The organism is Achromobacter sp. SLBN-14 (genome assembly GCF_006715415.1).
Lineage (GTDB): Bacteria > Pseudomonadota > Gammaproteobacteria > Burkholderiales > Burkholderiaceae_B > Achromobacter > Achromobacter mucicolens.
Map to the genome: position 1 here is coordinate 1,353,511 of NZ_VFNE01000001.1, position 18,651 is coordinate 1,372,161.

Consider the following 18,651-nt stretch of genomic DNA (forward strand, 5'->3'; position numbering starts at 1 on the left):
CAACAGGAGAGCGCATCGTGAGTCAACCTATCCTTGCCCAGTTCATGACCGAGCTGGTCTCCGGGCGCATCCGCCTGGTGGACCTGACCGAAACGCTGACGCCGGAGTTTCCCACCATCGTGCTGCCGCCGGAATTCGGGCAGGCCTGGCCATTCCGGATCGAGGAAATCTCGCACTACGACGAGCGCGGTCCGGCCTGGTACTGGAACAACTTCTCGTGCTCCGAACACACCGGCACGCACTTCGATGCGCCCGCGCACTGGGTCACGGGCAAGGACCAGCCGGACAACACGGTGGACACGATTCCCATCGACGCCTTCATCGCCAGCGCCTGCGTGATCGACTGTTCCGCCCAGGCGGCCGGCAACCCGGACTTCCTCTTGACGATCGACTTCGTCAAGAAATGGGAAGAACAGCACGGCCGCATCCCCGCGCGGTCCTGGGTGCTGATGCGCACCGACTGGTCCAAGCGCGCCAAGCCCGCCGACTACCTGAACATGCAGGCGGACGGCGCGCATTCTCCCGGCCCCGACGCCGACGTCGTGCCCTGGCTCATCAAGGAGCGCGACGTGCACGGGTTCGGCACCGAATCGGTGGGCACGGACGCCGGGCAAGCCCAGCATCTGGATCCGCCCTATCCCTGCCACTACTACATGCACGGCAACAACCGCTACGGCTTGCAGTGCCTGACCAACCTGGACCAGTTGCCGGCCACCGGTGCGGTGATCTTCTCGGCGCCGCTCAAGATCCGCAGCGGCTCGGGCAGCCCGCTGCGCGTGCTGGCGCTGGCGCCCACGGCCTGACGCCGTCCCGCCCACACCAATAATCAAAGGGGGAAACCATGACGCAAACCCATGTGGCCATCGTGACCGGCGGCAGCGCCGGCATCGGCGCGGAAATCTGCCGCAGCATGCTCGACGCGGGCTACGAGGTGATCTCGATGGCGCGCCGCGCGGCGGATTTCTCGCATCCGCGGCTGCACAACGTGCAGGTGGACCTGCTGGACGCCGCCGCCACCGCGCAGGCGGGCGCCGACGTCGCCGCGAAGTTTCCGGTCAGCCACGTTATCCACAACGCCGGCGTGATCTGGCCGAATCTGCTGCCGCAAGTCACGCAGGAAGAACTGCATGGCTTGACGCAGATCCACCTGGGCGCGGCGATCAGCCTGGTCCAGGCGGCCCTGCCCGGCATGCAGGAACGAAAGTTCGGCCGCATCGTGATGATGTCCTCGCGCGGCGCGCTGGGCCTGCCCACGCGCACCGCCTACTCGGCCACCAAGGCCGGCATGATCGGCATGGCGCGCACCTGGTCGCTGGAGCTTGCGCCTTACGGCATCACGGTCAACGTGGTGGCGCCCGGCCCCATCCAGACCGACATGTTCTACGAGGTGATCGAAGCCGGCAGCGAACGTGAACGGCAGCTTGCCGAGGGCATCCCGGTCAAGCGGCTGGGCCGTTCGGACGACGTGGCGCGCGCCGTCATGTTCTTTGCCGATCCGGCCAACAGCTTCGTGACCGGCCAGACGCTGTTCGTCTGCGGCGGCGCAAGCGTCAGCTCCATCACCATCTGACCGTCGCTTCGGGTTTTGACGGATAGGTAAGCACCGGGACCCGGGTCTACAGTGCTGATCCTTGAAGGTAAGAAACTTTAAGCAACAAGTATTCCCGCAGTTCCCGTTTTCTCCGCTTTCCAGCCGCACTCCCACTCTGCTCCCTACCCCGGAGGTTTTGCCATGCTGTCGAAGAAACTCCCCCTGGCCGCCGTCGCTGCCGTCGCCGCCCTGTTCGCCCTGCCCGCCCTGGCCCAAGTCAAGGTCGGCGTGGTCACCTCGTCCACCGGCCCCACCGCGCTGGTCGGGATTCCGCAAAAGAACACGGTGCCGCTGCTGCCCAAGAAGATCGGCGACCTGACCGTGGAATACATCTCGCTGGATGACGCCAGCGACTCGACCAACTCGGTCACGGCCTTCAAGAAACTGATCACGGAGCAGAACGTGGACGCGCTGATCGGCCCGTCGGGTTCGCCTAACGCCATGGGCGTGATCCAGTTCGCCGCCGAGGCCGGCGTGCCGATGCTGGCGCCGGTGGGCACCGCCGCGGTGGTGCTGCCGATGAACGACCAGAAGAAGTGGGTGTTCAAGACCACGCAGAACGACGACATCATCGCGCGCGCGCTGGTGGACCACATGGCCAAGACCGGCATCAAGACTGTCGGCTTCATCGGCCTGAACGACCCGTACGGCGAGAACTGGTACAAGGTTTTCTCGGGACTGGCCGCGGAAAAGGGCATCAAGATCACCGCCAACGAACGCTACCTGCGCTTTGACAGCTCGGTCACGGGCCAGGCGTTGAAGATCCTGGCCGCCAAGCCGGACGCCGTGCTGGTGGCCGCGCCGGGCGCCGCCAGCGTGCTGCCGCAGACGACGCTGTTCGACCAGGGCTACAAGGGCAAGTTCTACCAGACCCACGGCGCCGCGCTGCCCGACTTCCTGAAGCTGGGCGGCAAGAAGGTCGAAGGCACGGTGCTGGCCGCCAGCCTGATGCTGGTCCTGCCGGAAATGCCGGACAGCAATCCGTCCAAGAAGGTCGCCGCCGACTACATCGCCGCCTACGAAAAGCTCAACGGCTCCAAGCCCGCCACCTTTGGCGCCAACGTCTACGACGCCGGCCTGCTGCTGGAAAAGGCCGTGCCGATCGCCGAGAAGGCCGGCAAGCCGGGCACCAAGGAGTTCCGCAGCGCGCTGCGCGATGCGCTGGAGCAGACCAAGGAGCTGGTCGGCACGCAAGGCGTCTACAACATGAGCGCGGCAGACCACAGCGGCTTTGACGAACGTGGCCGCGAACTCATCACCGTCAAGGACGGCAACTGGACGCTAGTCAAGTAAAAGGATCTCCCCCCACGCTCACATGCGCTGCGGGCGTCGCCAGAAAGCAGGCTCTGCGCGTCCCATCGGGATGCCGCGGATCCGGGCTCCGCCGGTCCGCAGGCATGCCCCCTGGGGGGAAGCGCGCAGCGCTTCGGGGGGGACATCCGCTTATTGGAATTTTGTATGAATGCTCAGATTGCCTTGATACTCGGGCAGGACGGCATCACCAATGGCGCCATCTACGCGCTCTTGGCGTTGTCCATCCTGCTCGTCTTCACCGTTACCCGCGTCCTGTTCATCCCACAGGGCGAGTTCGTCGCCTTCGGCGCGCTGACCATGGCCGCCATGCAGGCCGGCAAGCCCATCCTGCTGGTGTGGCTGCTGCTCGCATTCGCGCTGGCCGAGGCCGCCGCCGACCTGATGGCGCGCCGCAAACGGCCCGCCCGGCGCGGCGCCCTCTGGCGCATGGCGGCCAAGGTGATCTATCCGCTAGCGCTTGCGCTGCTGCTGTACCGCCTGCCGCTGGCGCAGTTGCCGATGGCCGTTCAGGCGCTTCTGACGTTGCTGCTGCTGGTGCCGATGGGACCGCAGCTCTATCGCCTGTTCTATCAGCCGATCGCGTCGGCCTCGACGCTGGTGCTGCTGATCGTGTCCATCGCGGTCCACCTGGCGCTCGTCGGCCTGGGGCTGCTGGCCTTCGGCGCGGAAGGCGCGCGCACGGCGCCCTTCAGCGACGCCAGCCTGACGCTGGGCCCGGTCAACGTGAACAGCCAGGCGCTGTGGGTCGTAGCGGTGTCGGTGGTGCTGATCGTCGTGCTGTACCAGTTCTTTGAACGCTCGATGTACGGCAAGGCGCTGCGCGCCGCGGCGTTCAACCGGATCGGCGCGCGCCTGATGGGCATCTCGCCCGTGTTCGCGGGCAAGGCCACGTTCTTTCTGGCGGCGCTGATCGGCACCGTGTCCGGCATTCTCATCGCGCCGATCACGACCATGTATTTCGATTCAGGATTCATGGTCAGCCTGAAGGGCTTCGTCGGCGCCATCATCGGCGGGCTGGTGAGCTACCCGCTCGCCGCGGCGGGCGCCGTGCTGGTGGGCCTGATCGAAGCGTTCTCGTCGTTCTGGGCCAGCGCCTACAAGGAGATCATCGTGTTCACGCTGATCATCCCCGTGCTGCTCTGGCGTTCACTCAACAGCCATCACGTCGAGGAAGAAGACGAATGACCCCGCGCCACATCCTCCTCGCCTTCCTGGCTCTGCTGGCGCTCGGCCCCCTGGTGCTGCCGCCTTTCTACGTGACGCTGCTGAACTATATCGGCCTGTATGCGCTGGTGGCCCTGGGCCTGGTGCTGCTGACCGGCGTCGGCGGCCTGACCAGCTTCGGGCAGGCCGCCTTCGTGGGCGTGGGCGCCTACACGACGGCGCTCCTGACCACCCGCGCGGACACGCTGCCGTCGTGGCTGGGCTGGCTGGGCGCGTCGCCCTGGCTCACGCTGCTGGCCGGCCTGGCCCTGACGCTGGCGCTTGCGTACCTGCTGGGCGCCATCACGCTGAAACTATCCGGCCACTTCCTGCCGCTGGGCACCATCGCCTGGGGCCTGTCGCTGTATTTCGTGTTCGGCTCCGTCGAAGGTCTGGGCGGCCACACCGGCATCCCCGACATTCCGGCCATCAGCCTGTTCGGCTGGACGCTCAACCAGGGCGGCAACATCTACTACCTGATCTGGGCCTTCCTGCTGGTCGCCATCTGGTCCACGCAGAACCTCCTGGACTCGCGCGAAGGCCGCGCGATCCGCGCGCTCAAGGGCGGACGCGTGATGGCCGAATCGATGGGCGTGGACACGGCGCGCTCGCGCATGGTGATCTTCGTCATCGCGGCCTTGCAGGCCTGCGCGTCGGGCTGGCTGTACGCGCACATGCAGCGCTTCGTGAACCCCAATCCCTTCGGCCTGCAGATGGGCATCGAGTACCTGTTCATGACCGTCATCGGCGGCGCCGGGCAGGTGTGGGGCGCACTGGTGGGCGCGGGCGTCTTCACGGTGCTCAAGCAATGGCTGCAGGATCTCTTGCCCAAGGTACTGGGCCAGACCGGCAACTTCGAAGTGATCGTCTTCGGCTTCGGCATGGTGCTGCTGCTGCACCGCGCCCGCAGCGGCCTGTGGCCCGTGCTGACGCGCTGGGTGCCGGTCAAGCGCAAGCCGCGCACGGTCGACATGACCGCCGAGCCGCTGCCCCGCCGCACCATGCCGCCGCGCGGCGAGGTGGTGCTCAAAGCCGTTGACGTGACCCGCAAGTTCGGCGGCCTGGTCGCCAACAACGCCATGAGCCTGGAGATCCGCGCGGGCGAAGTGCTGGCGCTGATCGGCCCCAATGGCGCGGGCAAGAGCACGATGTTCAACCAGATATCCGGCGTGGACACGCCGACCTCGGGACAGGTCACGCTGCTGGGCCAGCCGGTGGCCGGCGTGGGCGCGCGCAAGATCGCGCGCCTGGGACTGTCGCGCACCTTCCAGCACGTGCGGCTGCTGGGCCGCATGAGCGTGCTGGAAAACGTGGCCATCGGCGCGCACCTGCGCGGGCATCGCGGCGTGTTGCCGGCTGCCTGGCGGCTGGACCGTCCGGAAGAAGCCCGCCTGCTGGCCGAAGCCGCTCGCCAGGTCGAGCGCGTGGGACTGGGCAAGCATCTGCACGACGAGGCCGGCTCGCTGGCATTGGGTCAGCAGCGCATCCTGGAAATCGCGCGCGCCCTGGCCTCGGACCCGTGCATCCTGCTGCTGGACGAACCTGCGGCGGGCCTGCGCTACCAGGAAAAATGCGAGCTGGCCGAATTGCTGAAACGCCTGCGCGCCGAGGGCATGGCCATCCTGCTCGTCGAACATGACATGGATTTCGTGATGGGCCTGGTGGATCGCGTGGTGGTCATGGACTTTGGCGAGAAGATCGCCGAAGGCCTGCCGGCCGAGATCCAGCAGAATCCCGCAGTGCTTGAAGCCTATCTGGGCGGAGTGGAAGAATGAGCGCGAAACTGCTGCAAGTGCGCGACCTGCGCGTGGCCTACGACAAGGTGGAAGCGGTCTCGGGCGTCAGCCTGGAAGTGGGCGAAGGCCAGATCGTCACCGTCATCGGTCCCAACGGCGCGGGCAAGACCACGCTGCTGTCGGCCATCATGGGCGTGCTGCCGTCGCAGGGCGGCATCGTCTTTGGCGGCAAGACGCAAGCGCACGCCGAGATCGAGGAAATGGTCGCCGCCGGCATGAACCTGGTGCCGGAAAAGCGCGAGCTCTTTGCCGAGATGACGGTCGAGGACAACCTGATGCTGGGCGCTTTCGACCGCTACCGCCGCGGCCTGCGCGACCAGGACCAGACGCTGGCCGAGGTCTATGACCTGTTTCCCCGGCTGCGGGAACGGCGGGTCCAACTGGCCGGCACGCTGTCCGGCGGCGAGCGCCAGATGCTGGCGGTGGGCCGCGCGCTGATGGCCAAACCCCGCCTGTTGATGCTGGACGAACCCAGCCTGGGGCTTGCGCCGCGCATCGTGCGCGAGGTCTTTCGCATCGTGGCGCGGCTGCGCGAGATGGGCGTGTCCATCCTGCTGATCGAACAGAACGCGCGTGCCGCGCTGCAAGTGGCCGATTACGCCTACGTGCTGGAAACCGGCGCCGTCACGCTGGAAGGCCCCGCGGCCGACGTGGCGCAGGATCCGCGCGTGGTGGAGGTCTATCTGGGATTAGGCCACGCCGCGCCGCCGGTCGCGGCGGTATAGCGCGTAGCCCAGCGGGTACATGACGGCCACGAGGAACGTCGCGACCGGATGGGTAAGGCGGTAAGCCTGGACGGCCGTGGGCACGCCTGAATGTTTCAGGTGCAGCCTAAAGCGCGTGTAGCGCGCCGCGGCCATCATGAATTCCCGCGGACGGTAGCGGAAGAATTCCAGGTGATGCTGCAGCATGTCCCAGGCCAGCAGATACAGACCCTGGGCGTTGTTCGCCACCGATACCGCCCCCTGGCTCAGCCCGCCGGGCGTGTCGTGATACGTGCGCACGACGCGGTTGATGAAGCGGCTTAGATAGCCGGCGCGGGCGACGGCCCACCACACCAGGCTTTCGGGCACGAAGCCCGCCACGTCCTCGGGAAACGGATACTTGCGCAGGATGTCGGTGCGCATACAGCCGAATTTCTCGCCCTTGATGCGATAGCGGAAATACACGTCCACCGCCGTGCTGTCGAAGACATCCTGCGGATAGCGGTCGCCCACGATGCTGCCGTCGGGCCGCGCGCACAGGCCGGTGATGGCGAAGTACGAGTCGCGGCGCGCGGGCGGAATGGCGTTCCAGGCTTCATGGAAGATGGCCAGCGCGTCGGGGGGCATCTCGTCGTCGCTGTCCAGGCCAACGATCATCTGGCCGCGCGCCTCGCGCACGCCACGGTTGAAGGCGGTCTTCTTGTGCTGGTTGTTCTGCCAGACATAGCGGATCGGAAAATCCGCCAGCGACTGCCAGTGCAGGATGGACTCGTGCGTGTTGTCGGTGGAGCCATCGTCCACGACGACCCATTCGAAATCCCGGAATGTCTGCCGGCAGAGCGATTCGTAGACGCGGTGCAGGGTCCCTGCCCGGTTGTAGGTCGGCGTCAGAACAGTGAAAAAAATCGGTGTATCGGTCATGCCTGCTGTGCCCCTTGCGATCTTCCAGAAACCGCTGCGGTCTTGGTTCTTATGATTTCGCCTGAAGTGTAGGGGATATGCCTGCGCCAACCGATGGCACGTCTTTGGAATTTGCAATCAAATCTGACAAACCGTGCGGTTTTTTTTGATAACGCGCCCGGCCGCGGCCGTTGGGGCGCGCAGCGGACTGGCGTAAACTCGGGCGGCCCAATTCGGAACGCCTATGGAAGCCTCGCCCGTCCAGCTCAATGACATCGCCTTGTTCGTCGAGGTGGCCAAGCGCAAGAGCTTCAGCCAGGCGGCGCGCGCGCTGGAGATGCCGACGTCCACGCTTTCCCGCCGGATCAACGAACTGGAGCGCGCGATTGGCCTGCGGCTCATCAACCGCAACACGCGCCGGCTCGATCTGACGGATGCGGGCGCGGCCTACATGCGCCGTTGCCAAGGCCTCATCGACGAAGCCCGCCTGGCGCACGAGCAGCTGCTCTCGCTGTCGGGCGGCCCGTCGGGCAATCTGCGCGTGTCCATGCCGTATAGCCTGGCCATCTGGCTGCTGCCCGAGACCATCAGCGATTTCACCGATCGCTATCCCGACGTGGAGTGCGAGTTCGACCTGAGCATGATGACGGCATCGGACGCGCAGGGCACGCCATTCGACGTGGTGCTGCGGTTTGGCCGCGAGGCCGACTACCCGGGCGCCTCCGCCGGGAACGGCAACGGCAACGGCACGCCGCATCGCGCCATCGAAGGCGCCGTGGTGCAGGAGCTGGTTTCGCTGGAAACGCACCTGTATGCGTCCGACCGCTATATAGAACGTCATGGCACGCCGCAGACGCCGGCCGACCTGTCGCAGCATCAATGCCTGCGCACGACGATCGACGAGGAGCACTCGTACTGGACGTTGAACAACGGCGCGATCTCGCAGCGCGTCGCGGTCTCGGGTCACCTGGCCGCCAACAACATGAGCATCGCCGGCACGCTGGCCGGCCTGGACTTGGCCATCACGCGGATGCCGCACTGCCATGCCCTGGAGCCCATCATCCAGCGCAATTCGCTGCGGCGGGTGCTGCCGGGCTGGTCGGTGGACCCGATCTCGATCTACGTGGTGTACCCATCCAGCATTCAGCCGGCCAAGACCCGCGCATTCATGGATTTCATCCGCCCCAAGCTCGGCCCCCCGCAAGGCTGATGCGCCGCGCAGACGAAAAAAAACCGCAAGGCTCGCGCCCTGCGGTTTTTTGATCGGGCCCGGCAGGTTTTGACGACCGCCGAGCCAGACGCGTCATTTAGACGCGCTTGATCTTTTCCAGCATCTTGAACACACCCTTGGGCGACTTGACGAACAAGCGCTTGAAAGCCTTGCCCAGGCAACGGCGTTCCAGGGTGTTACGACGCACGCGTTTGCGTTCAGCCATGTTGATTTCTCCTGTTGAATTCGCGGAAATTGGCCCGCACAACCGGAAATCGGGCTGGCGGAAAAAAATTCGGATAACTTGGCATTTTAGCCTGAAATCCGGAAAGGACGCCAACCGGCCGGTTTTTGGCTAGGTTGAGGCGGCTTTCAGCCGTTCCCAGACCTGCTCGGCCCGCGGCAGCGGATCGACCGCGCCATAGCCCAGGGTCGACAGCGCCGCCGCCGCATTGGCGTAGCGCACGGCGTCTTCCCAGGCGTCGCCCTGGCAACGGCGCGCCAGCAGGCTGCCGGCAAAGCAATCCCCGGCGCCCGTCGCATCGACGGCCTGCACGCGCAGCGCCGGCATCGGGGTGCGGGTGTGGCCGTCGTCGATGATGGAGCCGTCCTTGCCCAGCTTGAGCACCACCACGCCCGGCGCGCCGCCATCGCGGATCCAGTCCAGCGTGCGCTCCGGGTCGTCGTTGCCTGTGAGATGCTGCATGTCGTCCATGCTGGGCAGAAACACGTCCGCGGCGCGCATCGCCTCGCGCAGGATGGCGCGGGCCCGGTCCACGGGCCACAGGCGCAGCCGCAGGTTCGAATCCAGGCTGACCTGCACGCCGGCGGCATGCGCCCGCGCGATGGCCGCAAACGCCGTGTCGCAGGCGGTGGTGCTGATGGCCATGCTGATGCCCGAGACGTGCAGGAACCGGGCGCGCTCGATCAGGCCGCCGTCCAGGCTGGCCGGCGTCATCAGGCTGGCGGCCGAACCGCGCCGCAGATAGCTGAAGGCGTGGCCGTCCGGCCCGTGCTGCACGAAGTACAGCCCGGTGTGGGCATCGTCGTCGACCTCGACGCCGGTGGTGTCCACGCCCTCGGCCTGCCACAGGTCCAGGAACTGCTTGCCGAAGGCGTCATTGCCGACCCGGGTCAGATACGCGCAGCGCGCACCCTGCCGGGCCGCCGCGATGACCGCGTTGGAGGTGTCGCCCCCGAACCCCTGCAGGTATTGCCGCTGGCCCTTGTGCGTCTGGTTCAGTTCGACCAGCGGCTCGCCCAGCGCCACGATATCGAAATCAGCCATGGGCGGCCTCGCGTGTCTGGGTGATCTGCGCCACCAGCGCGGCGGTGTCGCGCGACGCGAAGGCGGCCTTGTCGTAGAGATTGCTGCCGATGCCCACGAGCCCCGCGCCCGCGGCGAAGTACGTGCCCATGTTTTCCTGCGTGATGCCGCCCGTGGGGCAGAAGATCGTGTCCGGAAACACGGACTTCAGCGCGGCCAGGTGCTTGGGGCCGCCCGTGTCGGCCGGAAACACCTTCACCACGTCCACGCCCGCGCGGCGCGCGGCCAGGACTTCGGTCGGGGTGAAGGCGCCCAGCATGCACAGCGCGTCGGCGGCGTGGGCCATGTCCACGATCTCGTGCGCCAGGGCGGGCGACACCAGGAAGTCCGCGCCCGCCACCAGCGCCTCGCGCGCCTGGGATTCGTCCAGCACCGTCCCCACGCCCAGCAGCAGGCTGGCGCCGTGCTTGTCGCGCAGGGCGCGCACCAGGTCGGTGACGTTGGGGATGGTCCAGGTCAGTTCCAGCGTGGCGCAGCCGGCCGAGACCGCGACTTCCGCGGCATAGGCGGCGGCCGCCGCGTCGGTGTAGCGCAGCACGGGCACGACGCGGGCAGCCAGCAGGGCGGCGAGCTTGGAGGCGATGGGAGCAGCGGTTGCGGTCATGGATTTCCTCTGGAGCGAACGGTCAGATGCCGCCGGACGATACCGGCAGGACGGCGAGTTTGGCCGCGGCCGCGTCGCGCAGCCGCAGCAAGGGGTCGATGTAGGCGGACTGCGGGTCGGCCGCCCGGCGGAACAGCAGCGTGCTGACGCTGACGCCCGCAACCGGCCGTCCCGCCCCGTCGCACAGCGCGACGCCGTAGCAGACGATGCCGGGTTCGTTTTCCTCGTTGTCGATAGCGTAGCCCTGCTCGGCCGCCGCGCCCAGCGCCTCGCGCAACGCGGGCAGGCTGGTCAGCGTGGCGGGCAGCCGCGACGGCAGGGGCAGATCCTGCAGCAGGCGTTCCCGCGAGGCCTCATCCAGCGCGGCCAGATAGGCCTTGCCGACGGCGCTGGAATGCAGCGCCACGGATGCCCCCACGCGCGACACCATGCGCACGGGGCCGGGGCTTTCCAGCTTGTCGATGTAGATCATTTCGTGGCCGGCGGGAACCGCCAGATGGACCGTCTCGCCGGTCTGGTCGCGCAGCGCCTGGAGTTCCGGCGCCAGCGCGGCGCGCAGGTCGAACTGGGACCAGGCCTTGCTGGCCAGCGACATCAGGCGCGTGCCCAGGCGATAGGCGCCCCCGCTTTCCGCGACCATCCCCTGCTCGGCAAGCGCCGCCAGGATGCGGTAGACGGTGGGGCGGGGATAGCCGCAGGTGCGGGCCAGCACGGGGGCCGTCGGCGGCTGCGGCGCATCGGCCACCGCTTGCAGCACCGCCATGAATTTTCCGAACGCCGCCGCGCCGGCCACCTTGGATTCCTGCACACACGTCCCCAAATAAAGGCGATAGCCCAGGCAGATGCGCAACGCGACCAGCGCGATTTTCAGACGAATCTGCGATACTGTTTATTTGTACAGCTACCGAGGTGCTGGTTGTCCACATTATGGACTGGCGCCTCACGATATAGTCAATTATTCCATATCGACGCGCCCGGAACCAGCGATGGGTCGCCGCGCCGGCATGCTCCCTTCGTCAGGCTACGATACCGTCCATGAGCTCCCATATCCGCATCGTTGGCGCCCGCCAGAACAATCTCAAGAACCTGGATCTGACCATCGCCACCGGCGAACTGGTCGTCGTCACCGGGGTGTCGGGGTCCGGCAAAAGTTCGCTGGCTTTCGACACCCTGTACGCGGAGGGGCAGCGGCGTTACGTGGAAACCTTCTCGCCCTATGCGCGCCAGTTCCTGGACCGCATGGACAAGCCGCAGGTGGACCGCATCGAGGGCATTCTGCCGGCCATCGCCATCGACCAGACCAATCCGGTGCGCAGCTCGCGCAGCACGGTCGGCACGATGACCGAACTGAACGATCATCTGAAGCTCTTGTTCGCGCGCGGCGCCAAGCTCTATTGCCGCGGTTGCGGCAAGCTGGTGCGGCGCGACACACCCGATTCCGTCTATCACTCGCTGGCCGAGCGCGCCGCGCAGGCGGGCGACCCGCGCCTGGTCGTGACGTTCCCGATCGCCGTGCCGGCCAACTTCACCGAAGACGAAGTGCGCGGCTTCCTTGAGCAGCAGGGTTACACCCGCGTGCACGCCGAGGAAACCGCCGTGCCGCGCGCCGCCGCCCCCGCCAAGGGCGCCAAGAAGGCCAAGACCACGAAGACCGCCAAGGCCGCCCCCGAGGAACGCCGCATCCTGCACGTCATCCAGGATCGCTTCCGCTTCGCCGGCACCGAACGCGAACGCATCATGGAAGCGCTGGACACGGCGCTGCGCATGGGCGCCGGCCACATCGCCGTCTACGTCATGGACGCCGACGGCGGCAACGCGCATATCTGGAAGTACAGCGACCGGCTGCACTGCGCCGACTGCGACATCGAATACACCGACCCGCTGCCCAGCAGCTTCTCGTTCAACTCGCCGCTGGGCGCCTGCGAGGCCTGCCGCGGCTTTGGCCGCGTCATCGGCATCGACTTCGGCCTGGTCATCCCCGACGAGAAAAAGACCCTGCTCGAAGGCGCCATCAAGCCGTGGACCACGCCGTCCTACAAGGAATGCCAGGACGACCTGCAAAAGTACGCGCCGCGCGCGGGCGTGCCGCTGGGCGTGCCCTGGAAGGACATGAGCGACGAGCACAAGCGCTGGGTCCTGTACGGCACGCCCGACTGGAAGGGCGGCAACGACGCCTGGAAGCACCAGTGGTACGGCGTGCAGCGCTTCTTCGACTGGCTGGAAACCAAGGCCTACAAGATGCACGTGCGCGTGCTGCTGTCCAAGTACCGCAGCTACACGCCCTGCCCTACCTGCAACGGCGCGCGCCTGAAGCCCGACGCCCTGCTCTGGCGCCTGGGCAACAAGGAGGAAGCCGACGCCGTGCTGCCGCCCGAAGACGGCCGCTACAAGCGCTTCATGCCCGTCGGCACCACCTGGAGCCGCGAACAGCTCAACGGTCTGGACGGGCTGTGCCTGCACGACGTGATGCTGCTGCCGATCGAACGCGTTCGTAAATTCTTCGACACGCTGTCGTTCTCGGGCGCGCTGGACGCGGCCACCGACCTGCTCATGACCGAGGTGCGCGCGCGCCTGAAGTTCCTGTGCGACGTGGGGCTGGGCTATCTGACGCTGGACCGTCAGAGCCGCACGCTGTCCGGCGGCGAGGTCCAACGGATCAACCTGACCACGGCGCTGGGCACCTCGCTGGTGAACACGCTGTTCGTGCTGGACGAGCCCTCCATCGGCCTGCACCCGCGCGACATGCACCGCGTGGTGGAGGTCATGCACCGCCTGCGCAACGCCGGCAACACGCTGGTCGTCGTGGAACACGATCCGCAGGTCATGGTGGCCGCGGACCGCATCATCGACATCGGCCCCGGTCCCGGCGAACGCGGCGGGCGCATCGTCTTCGACGGCACGCCCGCGCAACTGCGCGCCGCGCCCTCGCTGACGGGCGACTACCTGGGCGGCCGCCTGCGCGTGGAAGCGCCGCGTCCGATGCCGGTCGCGGCCAACACGCCGCGCCTGCTGCTAGAAGGCGTCAATGCGCACAACCTGAAGAACGTGTCGGTCGAGCTGCCGCTCGGCCGCCTGGTCTGCGTGACCGGCGTGTCCGGCTCGGGCAAGTCCACGCTGGTGCAGGACGTGCTCTACCCCGCGCTGCTCAAGCAGAAGGGCAAGCCGTCGGAAGCGCCGGGCGCGTTCGACCGCCTGCTGGGCGCCGAGCAGATTGCCGACGTGGTCATGGTGGACCAGACGCCCATCGGCAAGACCGCGCGCTCCAATCCGGCCAGCTACGTCGGCGCGTTCGACGCCATCCGCAAGCTGTTTGCCCAGGCCCCGCTGGCGCGTGAGCGCGCCTACACCGCCGGCACGTTCAGCTTCAACGGCGGCGACGGCCGCTGCCCGACCTGCGGCGGCACCGGGTTCGAACACGTCGAAATGCAGTTCCTGTCCGACGTCTACCTGCGCTGCCCGGATTGCGACGGCAAGCGCTTCCGCCCCGAAGTCCTGGAAGTGCGCGTCGAGCACCTGGGCAAGAGCGCGTCCATCGACGAAGTGCTGGAAATGACCGTCAGCGAAGCGCTGGACTTCTTCAAGGGCCTGCGCGACGTGCAGACCGGTCTGGCGCCGCTGGCCGACGTGGGCCTGGAATACGTGCGGCTGGGCCAGCCCGTGCCCACGCTATCGGGCGGCGAGGCGCAGCGCCTGAAGCTGGCCGGCCACCTGGCCGAGGCGGCGCGCAGCGGCATCTCCACCGCGAAGGTCGCCAAGAAGGGCAGCCTGTTCCTGTTCGACGAGCCCACCACCGGCCTGCACTTTGACGACGTGGCGCGCCTGATGCGCGCGTTCCGCAAGCTGCTGGCCGCGGGCCATACGCTGCTCGTCATCGAACACAACCTGGACGTGATCCGCGCGGCCGACTGGCTGATCGACCTGGGACCGGAAGGCGGCGACGCCGGCGGCCTGGTCATGGGCACCGGCACGCCGCAGGACCTGATGGACAACCCCAAGTCGCACACGGGCGCCGCCCTGCGCGACTACGAGGTCAGCATCCTGCCGGCCGATGCCGTCGCCGGCGGCGCGGCCGACGTGGTGGTCAGCAGCGACGCCGACGCGCAGATAGCCGAGCAGGCGGGCCTGACCGCGCGCATCGCCGAGCCGCAAGCCGAGTACGGCGCGGGCGTGGGCACGCCGCTGCAATCGCTGGTGCGCGAACGCCGCCAGGGCAGCATGGCCATCGAGATCCGCAATGCGCGCGAACACAACCTGAAGAACATCAGCGTCGAGATCCCGCACGACAAGTTCACGGTCATCACGGGCGTGTCCGGATCGGGCAAGTCCACGCTGGCGTTCGACATCCTGTTCAACGAAGGGCAGCGGCGCTATCTGGAATCCCTGAACGCCTACGCGCGCGCCATCGTGCAGCCGGCGGGCAAGCCGGACGTGGACGCCATCTTCGGCATCCCGCCCACCGTGGCGATCGAACAGCGCACCAGCCGCGGCGGCCGCAAGTCCACCGTGGCCACGATGACGGAAATCCACCACTTCCTGCGCCTTCTCTACGTGAAACTGGGCACGCAGTACTGCCCGGACTGCAACGTGGCGGTCGAGCCGCAGAACACCGACCAGATCGTGGCGCGCCTCTTGCGCGAGCACAAGGGCGTGCACATCGGCCTCCTGGCGCCGCTGGTCACCGCGCGCAAGGGTTACTACACGGATCTTGCCAAGTGGGCCGGCTCAAAGGGCCATTCCCATCTGCGCGTGGACGGCGAGTTCATTCCCGTGGCCCCGTGGCCGCGCCTGGACCGCTACAAGGAACACACGATCGAACTGCCGGTGGCGGACGTGGTCGTGGACCCGGCCAACGAGGCCGAGCTGCGCGCGGCCGTCAAGAGCGCGCTGGAAAACGGCCAGGGCGTGATGTCGGTGGTGTGGCCGGTCAACAAGCTGCACGAGGCGCTGAACAGCGAACTGCAACAGCAGCACTTCTCGGTCAAGCGCGCGTGCCCGTCCTGCGGCACCAGCTTCCCCGAACCCGATCCGCGCCTTTTCTCGTACAACTCCAAGCACGGCTGGTGCACGGGCTGCTACGGCACGGGCCTGCAACTGCAGGGCTTTGACGAAGAGCAGACCGGCGAGGAAACCGCCTGGAACGCGTGGTACGAAGGCGAGGCCAAGACCTGCACGCAGTGCGACGGCCAGCGGCTGAACCGCGTGGCGCGCGCCGTGCGCTGGCGCGACAAGTCGATTGCCGAACTGGCCTCGCTGCCGGTGTCGGACGCGCACACCTTTTTCACCGGCCTGGTGGCGCGTGGCCGCGAAGGCGAGATCGCCCGGGACATCCTGGCCGAGATCCGGGGCCGCCTGAACTTCATGCAGGAAGTCGGCCTGAACTACCTGGCGCTGGACCGCGCCGCGCCCACGCTGTCCGGCGGCGAGGCGCAGCGCATCCGGCTGGCCGCGCAGCTGGGCTCCAACCTGCAGGGCGTCTGCTACGTGCTGGACGAACCCACCATCGGCCTGCATCCGCGCGACAACCGCATCCTGCTGGACGCGCTGGCGCGCCTGGAAGGCAACGGCAACACGCTGGTGGTGGTCGAGCACGACGACGACACCATCCGCCGCGCCTCACACGTCATCGACATCGGGCCGGGCGCGGGCATCCGCGGCGGCCGCGTGGTGGCGCAAGGCACGGTGCAGGACGTAATCGACGCGCCCGAATCCGTGACGGGCCGCTACCTGAAAACGCCGCTGGCGCATCCGCTGCAGGGCCGCCGTCCGGTCGAGGCCGACACGCCCATGATCGAGATCCGTGGCGCGCGCCTGCACAACCTGCGCAGCGTGGACGCGCGCATCCCCGTGGGCCGCCTGAGCGTGGTGACCGGCGTGTCCGGCTCGGGCAAGTCCACGCTGGCGCGCGAGGTCCTGCTGGACAACCTGACCCAGGCCGTCTCGCAGGGCAAGGCGCCCGGCTGGGCGGGCTGCGAAAGCATCAAGGGCTGGGAAGCCATCGACCGTGTGCTGGAAGTGGACCAGACGCCCATCGGCAAGACGCCGCGTTCGTGCCCGGCCACCTACGTGGGCTTCTGGGACGACGTGCGCAAGCAGTTCGCCGACACCCGCGAGGCCCGCATGCGCGGCTGGACGGCGGCGCGCTTCTCGTTCAATACCGGCGACGGCCGCTGCCCGATCTGCGAAGGCCAGGGCATGCGCACCATCGAAATGAACTTCCTGCCCGACGTGAAGGTGCCGTGCGACGCCTGCAACGGCGCGCGCTTCAACAACGACACGCTCAGCGTGCAGATGCGCGGCAAGAACGCCGGCGATCTGCTGTCCATGGAAGTGGACGACGCCATCGGCTACTTCGCGGCGCATCCCAAGATCCATCGTCCGTTGCAACTGATGCAGGACGTGGGGCTGGGCTACCTGACGCTCGGCCAGCCGTCGCCGACGCTGTCGGGCGGCGAGGCGCAGCGCATCAAGCTGGTGACCGAGCTGTCCAAGGCCCGCCTGACCGATGGGCTGATCAAGACCGGCCGCGCCTCGCGCATCCCGCACACGCTGTACGTGCTGGACGAGCCGACGGTCGGCCTGTCGATGGCGGACGTAGAAAAGCTCATCCACGTGCTGCACCGCCTGGTCGAGGCGGGCAACACGGTGGTGGTGATCGAACACAACCTGGACGTGATCGCCGAGGCCGACTGGCTGCTGGACCTGGGTCCCGAGGGCGGCACGGGCGGCGGCCAGCTGGTGGGCGAAGGCTCGCCCGAGCACGTGATGACGCTGGCCGACCATTCCCATACGGGCCGCGTCCTGACGGAGTTCCTTGCGCAACAACAGCCGTAAGCCATCATGGATTGTCGTTTTGAAGACCGGCTGGCCGGGCGCGCCCTGCGCCTGGACGGCTTTCGCGCCCGGATCGAGGCGCGCTCGGCCGCCGAGGTCGCGCCCGCGCTGGCCGCCATCGAGGCCGCGCGGCGCGAAGGCCGCTGGATCGCGCTGTTGCTGGATTACGAGCTGGGCGAATGGCTGCTGCCCGAGGCCACTCGTCCCGCGCCGGCCGGCCCGTGGACGCCGCCGCGCGACGACGGGCCGCCCCGCCTGACCGCGCTGGTGTTCGACCGCAAGATCGACGAGACGCCGTGGGAAGCGCCGGCCCCCGACGCGCCGGCCGCATCCATCAGCCTGCCCGCGCCGCGCATGACCGAGGCCGCCTACGTGCGCCAGATCGACGCCATCCGCGGCCTGATCCAGGACGGCGAGCTGTATCAGGTCAATTTCACGCAGCCGCTCGATGTGGGCTTTCAGGGCGACCCGGCCACGCTGTACCGCCGCATCGCGGCGCGCAATCCGGTCGCCCATGGCGCCTACATCCAGGACGGCGCCCGCACGGTGCTGTCCTTTTCGCCCGAGCTGTTCGTCCGGCGCGATGGCGCGCAGCTGACAACCCGGCCCATGAAAGGCACCGCTCCACGCCATCCCGACCCGGCCGAAGACGAACGCCTGGGCCAGGAACTGCTGGCCAGCGACAAGAACCGCGCCGAAAACCTGATGATCGTGGACCTGCTGCGCAACGACCTGGGCCGCCTGGCCGACCCCGGATCGGTCAAGGTCGACGCGCTCTTTTCGCTGGAGCGCTATCCCACGGTCTGGACGATGACTTCAACCGTATCGGCCACCGCGCCGCACGCCACGCTGTCGGACGTGCTGCACGCCCTGTTTCCCTGCGGGTCGATCACGGGCGCGCCGAAAGTCGCGGCCATGCGCCGCATCCGCCAGATGGAGGCCGCGCCGCGCGGCCTGTATTGCGGCAGCATCGGATGGCTGGCGCCCAATGGCGACTTCTCGTTGAACGTCGCGATCCGCACCCTGGTCCTGGACCAGCACGGCCACGGCGTCTACAGCGTCGGCGGCGGCATCGTTTACGATTCGGACCCGGCGGGCGAATGGCAGGAATGCCACTGGAAGGCCCGCATCCTGCGCGCCTGACGGCGCAAATCCCCCGGCCGGTAGTAGC

General features: G+C 67.6%; 14 protein-coding genes. 9 read left to right on the forward strand and 5 right to left on the reverse strand.

Annotated elements, in window-relative coordinates; translation table 11 throughout:
- The first annotated feature begins 17 nt into the window (after positions 1-17).
- The 6 genes from FBY20_RS06205 to FBY20_RS06230 all read left to right on the forward strand — a co-directional run bounded on the left by FBY20_RS06205 (position 18) and on the right by FBY20_RS06230 (position 6,629).
- Positions 18-803, forward strand: coding sequence for a cyclase family protein (locus FBY20_RS06205; protein ID WP_142050755.1), 786 nt, complete (start codon positions 18-20; stop codon positions 801-803).
- A 38-nt stretch (positions 804-841) separates the two neighbouring features.
- The gene (locus FBY20_RS06210) at positions 842-1,570 is read left to right on the forward strand and encodes an SDR family NAD(P)-dependent oxidoreductase (RefSeq protein WP_056321097.1); all 729 of its coding nucleotides are present in this window, start codon (positions 842-844) and stop codon (positions 1,568-1,570) included.
- Positions 1,571-1,732: 162 nt separating this feature from the next.
- Complete coding sequence (locus tag FBY20_RS06215) at positions 1,733-2,884, forward strand: ABC transporter substrate-binding protein (protein WP_108005030.1); 1,152 nt, start codon at positions 1,733-1,735, stop codon at positions 2,882-2,884.
- A 165-nt stretch (positions 2,885-3,049) separates the two neighbouring features.
- On the forward strand, positions 3,050-4,090 hold the full coding sequence (locus FBY20_RS06220) for a branched-chain amino acid ABC transporter permease (protein WP_142050758.1): 1,041 nt from the start codon (positions 3,050-3,052) through the stop codon (positions 4,088-4,090).
- Positions 4,087-5,883: an ATP-binding cassette domain-containing protein gene (locus FBY20_RS06225; protein ID WP_142050761.1), complete on the forward strand. Its 1,797-nt coding sequence runs from the start codon at positions 4,087-4,089 to the stop codon at positions 5,881-5,883. Before FBY20_RS06220 ends, FBY20_RS06225 begins: the two co-directional genes overlap by 4 nt.
- Positions 5,880-6,629: an ABC transporter ATP-binding protein gene (locus FBY20_RS06230; protein ID WP_062840326.1), complete on the forward strand. Its 750-nt coding sequence runs from the start codon at positions 5,880-5,882 to the stop codon at positions 6,627-6,629. The genes FBY20_RS06225 and FBY20_RS06230 overlap by 4 nt, the downstream gene beginning before the upstream one ends.
- Here the strand turns inward: FBY20_RS06230 and FBY20_RS06235 are convergent.
- Positions 6,594-7,529, reverse strand: a complete 936-nt coding sequence (locus tag FBY20_RS06235) for a glycosyltransferase family A protein (RefSeq protein ID WP_056321085.1) — start codon at positions 7,527-7,529, stop codon at positions 6,594-6,596. The two genes, FBY20_RS06230 and FBY20_RS06235, sit on opposite strands and share 36 nt — an antisense overlap.
- Before the next feature lie 223 nt (positions 7,530-7,752).
- Between FBY20_RS06235 and FBY20_RS06240 the strand changes: the two genes are divergently transcribed.
- On the forward strand, positions 7,753-8,718 hold the full coding sequence (locus FBY20_RS06240) for a LysR family transcriptional regulator (protein ID WP_142050763.1): 966 nt from the start codon (positions 7,753-7,755) through the stop codon (positions 8,716-8,718).
- Between the two features lie 97 nt (positions 8,719-8,815).
- Here the strand turns inward: FBY20_RS06240 and FBY20_RS27915 are convergent, their stop codons facing one another.
- The 4 genes from FBY20_RS27915 to FBY20_RS06260 all read right to left on the reverse strand — a co-directional run bounded on the left by FBY20_RS27915 (position 8,816) and on the right by FBY20_RS06260 (position 11,457).
- Positions 8,816-8,944: a hypothetical protein gene (locus FBY20_RS27915; RefSeq protein WP_006226408.1), complete on the reverse strand. Its 129-nt coding sequence runs from the start codon at positions 8,942-8,944 to the stop codon at positions 8,816-8,818.
- Positions 8,945-9,073: 129 nt separating this feature from the next.
- Positions 9,074-10,006, reverse strand: a complete 933-nt coding sequence (locus tag FBY20_RS06250) for a sugar kinase (protein WP_142050766.1) — start codon at positions 10,004-10,006, stop codon at positions 9,074-9,076.
- Positions 9,999-10,649 (reverse strand): bifunctional 4-hydroxy-2-oxoglutarate aldolase/2-dehydro-3-deoxy-phosphogluconate aldolase, encoded by a 651-nt coding sequence (locus FBY20_RS06255; protein WP_142050769.1) that lies wholly within the window; start codon positions 10,647-10,649, stop codon positions 9,999-10,001. The genes FBY20_RS06250 and FBY20_RS06255 overlap by 8 nt, the downstream gene beginning before the upstream one ends.
- Before the next feature lie 22 nt (positions 10,650-10,671).
- Positions 10,672-11,457 (reverse strand): IclR family transcriptional regulator, encoded by a 786-nt coding sequence (locus FBY20_RS06260; RefSeq protein WP_056322686.1) that lies wholly within the window; start codon positions 11,455-11,457, stop codon positions 10,672-10,674.
- 227 nt (positions 11,458-11,684) lie between these two features.
- Here FBY20_RS06260 and uvrA point away from each other — a divergent pair, with 227 nt between their 5' ends.
- Positions 11,685-17,480 (forward strand): excinuclease ABC subunit UvrA, encoded by a 5,796-nt coding sequence (uvrA, locus tag FBY20_RS06265; protein ID WP_142050772.1) that lies wholly within the window; start codon positions 11,685-11,687, stop codon positions 17,478-17,480.
- A 6-nt stretch (positions 17,481-17,486) separates the two neighbouring features.
- Positions 17,487-18,623, forward strand: a complete 1,137-nt coding sequence (locus FBY20_RS06270; protein WP_142050775.1) for an aminodeoxychorismate synthase component I — start codon at positions 17,487-17,489, stop codon at positions 18,621-18,623.
- The last annotated feature ends 28 nt before the right edge of the window (positions 18,624-18,651 follow it).